Genomic DNA, 11,981 nt, shown 5'->3' with positions numbered 1-11,981 from the left:
ACTTTCATTAAAAAGCCGACTAAACATAGAGGTAACATGTTTTTTTCATCAAAAATATCTGGGTTAAGTGAAGCTGATATAAATCAACTAAAGGCATACATTGGCGAACTATTAGGCTTAGAAAATCATTCAGATTTAACCCTTTCGCAAAATACCGAGAAAACTTGCTTAGTTCGTTTGCCCTTTGTGGCAGATTCGATTTGGACCAGCGTGGCAGAAAAAGCCAGCGAATTCGTGCAGCATACCTTTGCGCACAGCATTCGTTTTGAAAGGGAATACAATGTGCCTATTTTTGAAGCTAAACAAAACCATGTGAAAAACGTTAAAAACATTATTGCGGTAGCTTCCGGCAAGGGTGGAGTGGGAAAATCAGCAAGCGCTTTAAACTTAGCGATTGCGCTGCAATTGGAGGGCGCACGCGTTGGCATTTTAGACGCTGACATTTATGGGCCATCGATTCCAATTATGCTAGGCACCCAAAACCAACGACCAGAGAGCCCTGATAACAAAATAATGCAGCCGATTGTTGCCCATGGTTTAGCGTCTAATTCTATTGGATATTTGGTGCAAAACGATCATGCGTCTATTTGGCGCGGGCCAATGGCAAGTAAAGCTTTAAGTCAGCTATTGAAAGAAACCGCATGGCCTATGCTCGACTATTTGATTGTAGATATGCCACCAGGTACAGGTGATATTCAATTGACAATGTGTCAGCAATTACCCTTAACTGCCGCTGTTGTCGTTACTACGCCGCAAGATATTGCGCTTAGTGATGCCGCCAAAGGTATTGCGATGTTTGAAAAACTAGCAGTACCAGTGCTAGGTATTATCGAAAATATGAGCTATTTTGAATGTGGGAATTGTCATCACAAAACGGCAATTTTTTCAGAAAAAGGCGCGCTTGGTTTATCTGAAAAATACGCTTTACCCTTGCTAGCGCAAGTACCTCTCAATCCTATTATTAGAGAATATGCCGATTCAGGTAAGTCCTTACTACACGAACAAGTGCAACACGATATTTCTGTTATTTACCGCCAATGCGCTATTGACCTATCGCGGCAGTTATGTGAAAGCGTTAAACTTTCTGCTATGGCGAGTAAATTAGCCGGTAGCATTCAAGTAACACAGCTAGACGCTTAAATAAACGGTCTAACATTTAGCCAGTTTTTGCCCTTGGTGCTTGCAAGAAAGGGCGCTTCACCGCATAATTTAGGCACCGCTCAGCTTGCCTTTGGCAATCAAATTATCAATCGACAACCATATAAGAAGTAAATCATGCGTTTATGCGACAAGGATATTAAAAAACATATAGCAGAAGGAAATATTGTGATTTCTCCTGCGCCCTCAGAAGTTAGCATAAGTGGCGTAACGGTAGATGTGAGGTTAGGCAACAAGTTTCGCGTATTTGAAGATCATCAGGCCCCATTTATTGACTTAAGCGGCCAAAAACATGAAGTACAAGCGGCACTAGACACTGTCATGAGTGACGAAATAGTCATTGATGACGACAAAGCGTTTTTCTTGCACCCGGGCGAATTGGCTATTGCGGTGACTCACGAATCAATTACTTTACCTGCAAATATGGTCGGTTGGTTAGATGGCCGTTCTTCTTTAGCACGTTTAGGCTTAATGGTGCACGTTACTGCACATCGAATCGATCCCGGTTGGTCGGGCAACATCGTCCTTGAGTTTTTCAACTCAGGTAAGTTACCTTTGGCCCTTAAACCCAAAATGAAAATTGGTGCGGTTAGCTTTGAATTACTGTCTGATTATGCTGAACAACCTTATAATTCTAGGGCAGATGCTAAATATCGCGGACAAGACGGCGCTGTTGCTAGCAGAATAGGTGCTGACGATTAATATTCAATCGACAGGCTCTACCAAGGAGTTCTCTACTCCAAATTACGACATCGTGGGCGATATCCATGGCTACTGCGATGCATTTAAGCGCCTGTTGGTTAAACTTGGTTACGAAAAGTTAGATGGCGTATGGCAACACCCAACAAGAACATTAATTTCTGTAGGCGATTTAATTGATAGAGGACCAGGGCAAGTCGAAATTGTCGACATTCTTCGCGATATGCAGCAAGCAGGCAAAGCAATAGTGTTACTTGGTAACCATGAACTTTATGCAATAGCGTGGTATGAAATGGATGAAGAGGGCACTCCAATGCGCCCTCACTCACCAAAAAATTTAAAAGAACACCAAGCCTTTTTAGAGCAATCCAGTTATAGTAACGACTGGTATTTAAGCACTATTGCTTGGTTAAAAACCTTGCCTTTGTTTTACGAGAATGATTATTTTCGCTGCGTGCATGCTGCCTGGCACGATACCCACATAGCCAAGTTAAAAGAACTAGCCGACGATAATAACGCCATTAGTAGTAAAGTGTGGGAACAACCAAAACGAGTGTCGATGGATTTTTTCAAAGCCATAGAATATTGCTTAAACGGGCCAAAAATACGTTTGCCTGAAGGCTGCAGCTTTACCGATTCTGCTGGTCGCAAGCGTTCAAAAATGCGTGTAAAGTGGTGGGGCTTTACACAAATGCCAACGTATCGTAATACGTGCATTTCGGTACCGGACCCAAGCGAATTACCTGACCAAGCTATTGATATTGCTCACCAACCCAAAGTAGATTTCAAAAAGCCAATATTTTTTGGACATTACTGGATGCAAGGTCAGCCTGTGCTAATGAACAACAAAGTAGCTTGTTTAGATTGGTCGGTCGTGCAAAAAGATGGTGTATTGGCAGCCTACAGATATAGTGGTGAAAGCGACTTAAAACCTGAAAATCTTGTTTGGGTGCCGCATAAATAGACAGGTACATCACAAAGCTTTAAAAACGCTGGATATTTACCAACAAATCAATATAATACGCGCTTCGGTCGGTGTGTGGCGCAGCTTGGTAGCGCACTGTCATGGGGTGTCAGGGGTCGGAGGTTCAAATCCTCTCACACCGACCAATAAATTCATAAAAATCAATAGATTAAATCATCCCTCTCTTTTTGTCACTACTCAAATAATAATCTGTGTAGCATATATGTAGCACATTATTCGCATTAGTTTATTTCAAGTAAATTATTTTCAAACACGCATAAAAAAGCCCCTCTGAGTATCCCACACAGAGAAGCTTAGTATCGTTTACAACGACCAAAATGGATGCAATAAAAGAAAATTGCATTCACAATATTGCATAAAAATGCAGTATTTGCCACATTTAATTGCATATATATTCATTATATGCACATAATATTCACTCTTGATGCATATTTACCCACATGTGAGAGTGTTTACAATGAAAAAATTAATAGAATTACGTCAAAAGAAAGCTGAACTGATTGCTAATAGTCGTTCAATATTAAATGCCGCTGAAACTGAAAAGCGTGCATTGTCTGATGAAGACAATACAAAGCTGAAAAGTATCAACACAGATATTGAAGCTATCAACCAACAAATTACCCATGAAGAAAGTGTATCTGATCATGAACGTTCATTGGTATCTGGTGATCAAGCTGCACCCGATAATACACCATCAAATGAAGAACTTCGCTCATTTGTGCAAACAGGTGATGCACGGTCATTATCTGCGGGTGTGCAAGCTGATGGTGGTTATACTGTTATTCCCACAGTAGACAATCAAATACACGTGCTATTAAAAGAACGTTCAGTGTTTAGGCAAAACGCCACAATTAAAAGCCATGGCTCTGAAGTGTTTAAAAAGCTGGTATCAGTTGGCGGTACTTCGGTTGATTGGGCGGCTGAAACCGATACACGAAACGAGACTAACACCAGTAAGTTAGAAGAACTCGAAATCAAGCTTAATAGCTTGTATGCCTATCCTAAGACCACACAAGAAATACTTGATTGGTCGAGCTTCAATGTGGCTGATTGGTTAGCCAGTGAAGTCGCCGCTGAAACTGTCCTAAAAGAAGAAGCGGCTTTTTGGAATGGTGATGCAGTGAAAAAGCCAAAAGGCATTCTGACATACACGCGTTCAACCGATAATGATGCGGCTCGTACCTTTGGTGAAATCCAAGAAGCCTTAAGTGCGACAACAGGCGTTATTGATTTTGATGATTTGATTACCTTCTTACATGCCTTTGCTGTCCCATATCGTAACAACCTTAAATGGTATATGTCCGATAGTATGGCTTTGTCACTGCGCAAGCTTAAAAACAATGACGGTGATTACATATGGCGCGATTCAGTGCAAGAAGGTCAAGCGACGACCTTATTGGGTAAGCCTGTCATCATCTCTGACCAAATTGCTGATGATGAAGTGGTATTGGCTGATTTATCGATGGCGTATTACGTGATTGACCATTCAACAGGCACACGCATGATACGCGACAATATTACGCAACCGGGCTACGTCAAAATGCTCACCACCCGCTATGTGGGCGGCGGTCTAGTTGATAGTAATGCCGTTAAAATCCTCAAAAAAGCGGCATAAGACGATGAACTTTGAATTACGTGCAAGTCATGATTTCAAAGTGTCAGGTAAAAAGATTGTGGGTCGGCCTGTTGTGTACGGCTCACGATCTGAAGACCTAGGCGGCTTTACTGAAATCATTCAACACGGTGCGTTTGGTGATTCTATTAATGGCGATATACGTGCCTTGGTTGAGCATGATTATAAAATGCTATTAGGGCGCACTATCTCAAACACCATGAGTATACGCAGTGATGACCAAGGTTTATTGGTGGAAATCTCGCCACCTGATACCCGCACCGCTGATGAATTGATGGTATCGATTGAGCGTGGTGATATTCGTGGTATGTCCTTTGGTTTTTCCGTCCCTACTGGCGGTGATAATTGGGATTATGACCAAGCCCCGCCACTTAGAACGGTTACGCGTGCAGTATTACATGAAATTACTATCACCAGTATGCCAGCTTATAAAGCGACGAATGTGGCAGTAGCGCAACGTTCTATGCAAGTGGGACAAGTAGTGCATCATCAACAGCGTCTTGACCTATTGGAGCGTATCTAATGTTCAGTTTCTTTAAACGGTCACGCCCTAATAATCACGATTTATTGTTGAGTCTAAGCGCGGATACTACGTCAGGTCAGGCGGTTAATTCACAAACCGCACAAGCATTGCCAGCGGTGCATTGTGCCATATCGGTATTATCTGAAGCGGTCGCCAGTTTACCCGTGCATGTATACCAACAAACCAATGATGTAAGAACGCGTGCACAAAACCATCATATCGAACGCTTATTAAACCAAGCACCCAATCACAACGGTATGACGGCCTATGATTTTAAATTGGCGTTGATACGCTCTATGTTGTTGCGTGGTAATGCATACGCACGCATTGAATATGATGGCACGGGCAAACCCAATCAATTGACCTTATTACACCCTGATAGCGTGATTATTCGTAAAGACAATCAGCGACTATTGGGTTATCAAATCGCACTAGAAACTGGCAAGTTTGCCAATCTTTTGAAAGAAGAAGTGCTGCATTTGAAATACCACACTGACGATGGCATTGAAGGTAAATCTCCTATTCAAATATGCCGTGAAGCGATTGGTCTAGGATTAGCACAACAAGAGCATGGTGCAAGACTATTTAAAAACGGTGTTAAACCTTCAGGTGTCTTTGAAACCGATAGTATGTTTAAAGACGAGAATTCGATTAAGCGTCTAAAAGATTCGCTATCTGATGCGCATTCAGGGACAAGCAATACAGGTAAAATTCTATTGCTTGAACAAGGGTTGAAGTTCAAACCTATTAGCCTATCAAACCAAGATGCTGAATGGTTAGCGGCACGTAATTTCTCAGTGGTCGATGTGGCAAGAATGTTTAAGTTATCGCCTATCTTCTTACAAGACTATACCAACAGCACATACGCTAACTTCACTGAAGCCAGCCGTGCATTCTTGGGTCAAACTTTGCGTCCATTATTGACCAATATTCAGCAAGAATTTAGTAACAAATTACTGTCAGATAGGTACCGTACCAATACCATTATTGAATTCAATACGGCTGATTTGTTGCGTGCGAATTCAACTGAACGGTATGAAGTCTATGATGCGGCTATTCGTAATGGCGTGATGTCACCCAATGAGGTCAGGCGGTCTGAGAATATGCCACCACGTGAAGGCGGTGATGAGTTCAGTCAATCATGGATCCAAAAGGGTCAATCGGTGCAAGACGGTGGAAGTTAAACGTTGTGCATTCACCGGTTGCCCTTTGCGTGTTGATGTATCAATAGGCAAATACTGCGCTAATCATAATCAACGTCCAAAAGACAAACGATTACCAGCCCACTATAAAGGCTACGATCATACTTGGCGCAGATATAGAAAGCGTTATCTTCGCGCTAATCCATTATGTGTACGTTGCAAAGATTACGACATTATCAATCTTGCAACAGTCGTTGATCACATTGAGCCTGTTAATGGTGCAAATGATCCGTTGTTCTATGTTGAAGATAATCATCAACCGTTGTGCCGTGACTGTCATGCTTGGAAGACAAGAGTCATCGACAAGCGTGGTTTTGGTGCTGTACGGGGGGGATCTGCTACGTGAGCCTACCTACCGTGCTATCGCCGTCTCCTTCATATTTTTATTCACGACACTTTTTCATTAGGGGGTGCTAGGTGAGAATGCCAAGCTATTTAAGCGACTTTGCCAAATCTCAATGGCGGTTGTATGCGCCTATATTGCGAAAGCGTGACGATGTGAATGATCAGGATTGGGCGTGGCTCGAACTGTATTGTCAAAACTATGCAATATACCGACAGTCCATGCATGACATTGAAGAACATGGTCTATTTCTAATGATGAATGCGAACAAAACACGTGGTCAAAACCCTGCCTTTAAAGTATTGACTGAAGCACAAAAGTTGATGATTAAATTCGGTGCATTACTGGCTGATAAATTACCGATTGATACCAAACGAGATCCGCTTGATGAGCTTATGGAATGACTACGCCTTATCAATACAACGTGGTGAATTGTTAGCGTGCAAAACTGTTAAACAAGCCGTTGAACGCTATTTTACCGACCTGAAAAACTCCGCCTATCTATTCGATGAAGTAAAAGCCAATCGTGTTATTAAATTCGCAAGCCTATGTCCACATGTAAAAGGCCATTTGCGTGGTGAACGAATTGAACTGCAAGGCTGGCAAGCATTTATACTGGCGAATATTTTCGGCTTTATTAGAGTCGATAACGGGCAACGAAAATACAGAACGATTTATGTGGAAGTGCCACGCAAAAACGGTAAATCAAGTTTAGCGGCTATTATTGCGAATTGGTTTTTGTTATGTGAAAAAGGTCAGCAAGATATTTATACGGCAGCGGTATCACGTGACCAAGCACGCATTGTGTTTGATGATGCCAAGCAAATGGTTAAACTAGCCTTCGATGAACGCATAAAATCTTTTCAGCATCATATGGTAGAGCCAAAGTGCAATTCAATCATGCGACCATTGGCGGCTAAAGCTAATACAATTGAAGGCACGAACCCAAGTTGTGCAATTATAGATGAGTTGCATTTACATCCTGATGACTCTGTATACAGTGCTATAAGTTTAGGCATGGGAGCGCGTCAAAATGCGCTCTTATTCGCCATTAGTACGGCTGGTACAAGTTCACTGTCATTTTGTAAAGAACAGCACAATTATGTGAAACAAATATTATCTAGTGAAGCAATTGATGAATCGTATTTTGGGATTATTTACACATTGGATGATGAAAAAGAAGTCGAACAGCCTAGTATGTGGGGTAAAGCCAACCCGAATCTAGATATTAGCATTTCAAAAGATGAATTAAGTACGCAAGTTGATAGGGCAAAAGGTATGCCCACAACATGGGTTGAAACATTGGTAAAGCGCTTTAATATTTGGCATGAAGGCGAACAAGAGTGGATCAAGCTTGCTCAATGGAAAAAATGTGGTGCTGATATTGATTTGGACGCGCTAAAAGGTTCTGAGTGCTATCTAGGGCTTGATTTAAGCTCTAAAAGCGATATTACAGCAGTGAGTATGATATTTCCGCAAGGTGATAAGGTGGTGGTATCTGGCAGATACTATTTGCCCAAGTCTGTACTTGATGATCCGAACTGTAAAAACCGTAATTTCTATCGTGCATGGGTAGCCGCTGGACACCTTCATTTAACACCGTCTGATGTTATCGATTATGAATTTATCGAACGTGATATTGCTCAACTAGGGCAAGATTATGATATTAAATCATTGGCGTTCGACCCGTGGAACTCGACGTATCTGGTCACGCAATTACAGCAACAAGGTTTCACGGTTGAAAAAGTTGGACAGGGTTATCGTTCAATGAGTCCAAGTTGTAAGGAAATTGAAGCCTACACCAAATCTAAGCGACTCGTGCATGATGGTAATCCAGTACTAAATTGGGCTATGTCGAACGTAGTTTTGCAAATGGATCCTGCTGGCAATGTGAAACTCGATAAATCCAAAAGCCCAAATAAGATTGATCCAATTGCCGCGTTAGTTACTGGGTTTTTTAGTTACATGACAGATCTTGAAGAACAAAACATTTATCAATCACGTGGTGCTGTGGTAATTTAACCATTACTATTTATAAACAGTTAGTACTACTTTGAAAAATATAACTTTCATAAAAAATCCTCTTACAATTATAGCTTTCTTTGCTGGGCTTTCTGAATCCATAAGCATTGGTGTTTTGCCTTTTTTAGATAAAGAACTAGCTTTCTATTTCATTTGGTTTGTAATGTTCTTTCCTCCTCTAATAGTACTTTTGTTTTTTTATACATTGTATACAAAACATGAAGTGTTGTACGCACCTGCTGACTATCAAAACGAAGATAATTTCACAAAATCTTATTCAAAAGCTGATCCTAAGGAAATTCAAAATAAGCTACAGGAAGATGCAAAAATCGCATTGAATGAAGAAAAACAAACGGTGAAGGTAGGTGATGTTAAACTACCTCAGGAGCAGGTTAAATCTGGTAGTGACATTTCAAATATCCGACTTAGAAAGGAAGCTCCACCGCCTCCGCCACTGCCAGCTAGTCTAGTTAAAGAGACTGCCGAAAAAACTTCTGAGATCAAAAATTCGCTTATATATAAAATTGAAAATGAAAAAGGACTTAGCTTTCAAACCGATGTGGTATTTGATGATGGGTCAAAGCGGGAAATACTAGACGCAATGACATTTGATATGAAATTTGTGCACGTTATGGACGTCAAATACTATAGAAAGGTACCAAATGAAAACGAAATATACGCGCAAATAGATCGCCTTATTCATCTTAACTTTAGAAAGTACAAAAAGACTCCATTCTTTTATTTTTATTTCGTAATTGACGAGCCGAACATTGATTTCGACAAATTAAATACTATTGCAACTGACCGAATAAAAACGGTGATTCCGTCAACTTATGGGGCTATGTCATTTGTTCAGTTTGTTCATACCTCATCTATAACTGGTTCTTTGTAGCGATAAGTTAAACTTTTTCACGGACAAATTAACTGGGTGACAGGGTGACAACGGTGACAGTCCTTTTCAAACTTCCTGTTGTTGCTGTTTTATAAGTATGTATTTCTCCTTTTATTACTTTATTAAAGTTTTTAACTATATATGCTGTCACCCTTGTCACCAATTGACTGAAAGGTAATAAATATAGGGACTGTAGAGATGACAGCATCTTGAGTATTACTGTCACCCAGTTGTCATCCCTGTCACCAAATGTGCAATATTTGCCTTAGAATCTTCTCTATCAACGTCTACTGCATGAAAATTAGTTTGAATTGGGGGGCATAAATACAAACGATGATGTTTCGTTCTCTTGAAGCTGTCACCCTCTGTCACCCCGTTGTCACTCAAAAGTTGCTTAATTGCATTTAACATTTTGTTTATTTCGGCCTTTTTTGAAGCATCTAAATTAAGTAATTGAGCTATTTGAGTTGATGTTTTCCATGACCAAAACTTTTGATCACTTTGCCAATTTAATTTGTTGGTTGCTATTTCAAGTACGGGATCAATTTGAGTAAATTCTTTGTTCTGAGAATTAAGTAAAGATAGTTCTTGCTCATCTAAATAATGTCGCTCACCTTGACATACCAAATTGTAAAATTGCGCCCATAATTGTTGCATATCAATTTCGTGGTCAACTTTTATCGTTTCAATATCAATTGTCCAAAACCGTCTATTTCCTGTGTCGTCAGTCAGAAAACGACTATCATTTACACTAGCAAAAAATACTGTACGTCTCTTCCATTTGCTAGCTGATTTTGCATAGGGTACTCGAACTTCATCTTCAGATTTTGTAATAAAACTTTTAAGTTGTGCTATGTCAGACTTTCGAAATGTAGCGTCTATTTCACCTAATTCGACAAGCCAATACGACACAACTTGAGTAATGCTGTCCTTATCTGATGGTTGAAGTAAAGCCCCATCTTTTGTAAGGCCTAGCTCTTTAGGAACAAGACTATTGAACCAACGGGTTTTACCAATACCTTGAGCGCCTGTGAATACCAAAATCCCTTGAGCGGCTTCATTTTCTTTTATTGCTAAAGTTACCGCCTGTATCGCCCATCTGAACATCAATATTTGCTTTAACTTTGGATCACTTTTACTAACCACTGATTCATAGAAACTGTCGAGTCTATTCTTACCGTCCCAAGGTTTACTTTTTATGAACTTTAACACAGGGTTGAAAGGGTTTTTGTCTGCAATCACAACCGCTTGATCACGTATTTTAGCACTATTAGTCCAGCCAAACTTAATAGCTTCACTTTCTAACGTAGTCAATGAGCAATTAGTGTTGTTATCAATAGAAAATTTTGAATCTGGTATGAATATCTCAACTTCTTTTTTTATCAAGTTATATCGGACTTGATATCCAAGTTGGTCAATGATGTATTCAAGATTTTCAATTACAGGTGTTGGCTTACCTTTCGAGTTTACAAACGGAAAACCAAATAATTTGTCGGTTTTTGTTTTGACACAATTTGAATCTGGAACAGGCGGAAATATATCGATAACGGGGCGGTGCTTTCGCTCTATCTCTCCAATATCTGCGCCATCACTGACCGCCATCTGTCTCAGTGTGCCAATGGTAATCCCACCATTGGGATCAGCATTGTCAATTTGATTTTGGCACTCTCGTTCATTGTATCGTGCTGAATCGCGTTGACTAAATTCATGAAATAGTTTACCCGCAATCTGAAGTTCGTTTGGAAAGTAACTTTTAAGCGCAAAGGCAATATTACGCCATTGTTCATAAGTCTGGTCACGGGATTCAATATGCGTCAATAGCTCCCTGATATACTCGATTTGCCATTCGCTACCGTCCGATATTTCAGCTTCGCTATTGCCCGACTTATTTCTTTGTAGAACTTGCTCATAACTAAAACTAAACGCTTCGCAAATATCGTCATAGCTGTAATCTTCATCGCCAATTTCACCAATAAGTTTTGATAGGTATGGTTTATTTTTCCAATGAATAGAGCCAGCCAAACGCATTACACGTGGTAAATCAGATACAGTTGGATCTGCATGGAATTTCTTTGCTAAGTGGCGCTGAACCGCTTTGAATTGATCTAGAGGCCATTGCTCAACAAAAAAATAAAAATGATATTTTTGAGGGCTTGAATTTATGATGATTGAAGGCTTGATTGCCATTGATTTTATTAGTGTACCTAAGTCACTTATCTGACGATCCATATCAATAAATAGCGCTCTTACTCCATCAATGTTTTCAGTTGTTTGGTCTTTTGCATTTTGCTTTAAACGATTAACTACAAAAAAGGCGTCATAACCTTGCTGATTTAACGACAAGCATTTATCAAGCGATGTAATTCTAATGGGGTTTTGACCTTGTTTGATTAATCGAAAATGGTGTTCACCATTTTTGTCAATTGCGTCTAAAAATTGTTCCGCCATATTTTTATCAGGAAAAACTTGCGGAACTGCAACCGGCAAAACCGGCTGTAAACTTGGGATACTTGGTTGCATTTTG

General features: G+C 40.2%; 11 protein-coding genes and 1 tRNA gene. 11 read left to right on the top strand and 1 reads right to left on the bottom strand.

All coding sequences use genetic code 11. The features are described 5' to 3' along the window. Positions 1-36 precede the first annotated feature (36 nt). The 11 genes from apbC to RM552_RS06800 all read left to right on the top strand — a co-directional run bounded on the left by apbC (position 37) and on the right by RM552_RS06800 (position 9,457). Positions 37-1,140, top strand: coding sequence for an iron-sulfur cluster carrier protein ApbC (gene apbC / locus RM552_RS06850; RefSeq protein ID WP_311368023.1), 1,104 nt, complete (start codon positions 37-39; stop codon positions 1,138-1,140). A 135-nt stretch (positions 1,141-1,275) separates the two neighbouring features. Continuing rightward, positions 1,276-1,860 (top strand): dCTP deaminase, encoded by a 585-nt coding sequence (dcd, locus tag RM552_RS06845; protein ID WP_311368022.1) that lies wholly within the window; start codon positions 1,276-1,278, stop codon positions 1,858-1,860. Beyond that, the gene (locus RM552_RS06840; protein WP_311368021.1) at positions 1,847-2,821 is read left to right on the top strand and encodes a metallophosphoesterase; all 975 of its coding nucleotides are present in this window, start codon (positions 1,847-1,849) and stop codon (positions 2,819-2,821) included. The genes dcd and RM552_RS06840 overlap by 14 nt, the downstream gene beginning before the upstream one ends. Before the next feature lie 69 nt (positions 2,822-2,890). Continuing rightward, a tRNA-Pro gene (locus RM552_RS06835) sits at positions 2,891-2,967 on the top strand. A 332-nt stretch (positions 2,968-3,299) separates the two neighbouring features. Then, positions 3,300-4,457 (top strand): phage major capsid protein, encoded by a 1,158-nt coding sequence (locus RM552_RS06830; protein ID WP_311368020.1) that lies wholly within the window; start codon positions 3,300-3,302, stop codon positions 4,455-4,457. A gap of 4 nt (positions 4,458-4,461) precedes the next feature. Next, a complete protein-coding gene (locus RM552_RS06825) occupies positions 4,462-4,998 on the top strand; it encodes an HK97 family phage prohead protease (protein WP_311368019.1) in 537 nt (178 codons plus the stop codon). After that, complete coding sequence (locus RM552_RS06820) at positions 4,998-6,182, top strand: phage portal protein (protein WP_311368018.1); 1,185 nt, start codon at positions 4,998-5,000, stop codon at positions 6,180-6,182. Before RM552_RS06825 ends, RM552_RS06820 begins: the two co-directional genes overlap by 1 nt. Continuing rightward, positions 6,172-6,546: an HNH endonuclease gene (locus RM552_RS06815; protein WP_311368017.1), complete on the top strand. Its 375-nt coding sequence runs from the start codon at positions 6,172-6,174 to the stop codon at positions 6,544-6,546. Before RM552_RS06820 ends, RM552_RS06815 begins: the two co-directional genes overlap by 11 nt. 77 nt (positions 6,547-6,623) lie before the next feature. Next, positions 6,624-6,947, top strand: coding sequence for a P27 family phage terminase small subunit (locus RM552_RS06810; protein WP_311368016.1), 324 nt, complete (start codon positions 6,624-6,626; stop codon positions 6,945-6,947). Further along, positions 6,931-8,565 (top strand): terminase large subunit, encoded by a 1,635-nt coding sequence (locus RM552_RS06805; protein WP_311368015.1) that lies wholly within the window; start codon positions 6,931-6,933, stop codon positions 8,563-8,565. The genes RM552_RS06810 and RM552_RS06805 overlap by 17 nt, the downstream gene beginning before the upstream one ends. Before the next feature lie 31 nt (positions 8,566-8,596). Continuing rightward, positions 8,597-9,457: a hypothetical protein gene (locus RM552_RS06800; RefSeq protein WP_311368014.1), complete on the top strand. Its 861-nt coding sequence runs from the start codon at positions 8,597-8,599 to the stop codon at positions 9,455-9,457. A gap of 222 nt (positions 9,458-9,679) precedes the next feature. Here the strand turns inward: RM552_RS06800 and RM552_RS06795 are convergent, their stop codons facing one another. After that, complete coding sequence (locus RM552_RS06795) at positions 9,680-11,977, bottom strand: VapE domain-containing protein (RefSeq protein WP_311368013.1); 2,298 nt, start codon at positions 11,975-11,977, stop codon at positions 9,680-9,682. Positions 11,978-11,981 lie beyond the last annotated feature (4 nt).

It is taken from the genome of Glaciecola petra, assembly GCF_031846345.1.
GTDB lineage: Bacteria > Pseudomonadota > Gammaproteobacteria > Enterobacterales > Alteromonadaceae > Glaciecola > Glaciecola petra.
This window is presented reverse-complemented; position numbering and strand designations above follow the sequence as displayed.

What these genes read in the sequence shown, in the direction of transcription:
- apbC (WP_311368023.1), top strand. Translation starts at nt 37, where the DNA reads ATGTTTTTTTCATCAAAAATATCTGGGTTAAGTGAAGCTGATATAAAT.
- dcd (WP_311368022.1), top strand. Translation starts at nt 1,276, where the DNA reads ATGCGTTTATGCGACAAGGATATTAAAAAACATATAGCAGAAGGAAAT.
- RM552_RS06830 (WP_311368020.1), top strand. Translation starts at nt 3,300, where the DNA reads ATGAAAAAATTAATAGAATTACGTCAAAAGAAAGCTGAACTGATTGCT.
- RM552_RS06825 (WP_311368019.1), top strand. Translation starts at nt 4,462, where the DNA reads ATGAACTTTGAATTACGTGCAAGTCATGATTTCAAAGTGTCAGGTAAA.
- RM552_RS06820 (WP_311368018.1), top strand. Translation starts at nt 4,998, where the DNA reads ATGTTCAGTTTCTTTAAACGGTCACGCCCTAATAATCACGATTTATTG.
- RM552_RS06810 (WP_311368016.1), top strand. Translation starts at nt 6,624, where the DNA reads ATGCCAAGCTATTTAAGCGACTTTGCCAAATCTCAATGGCGGTTGTAT.
- RM552_RS06805 (WP_311368015.1), top strand. Translation starts at nt 6,931, where the DNA reads ATGAGCTTATGGAATGACTACGCCTTATCAATACAACGTGGTGAATTG.
- RM552_RS06795 (WP_311368013.1), bottom strand. Translation starts at nt 11,977, where the DNA reads ATGCAACCAAGTATCCCAAGTTTACAGCCGGTTTTGCCGGTTGCAGTT.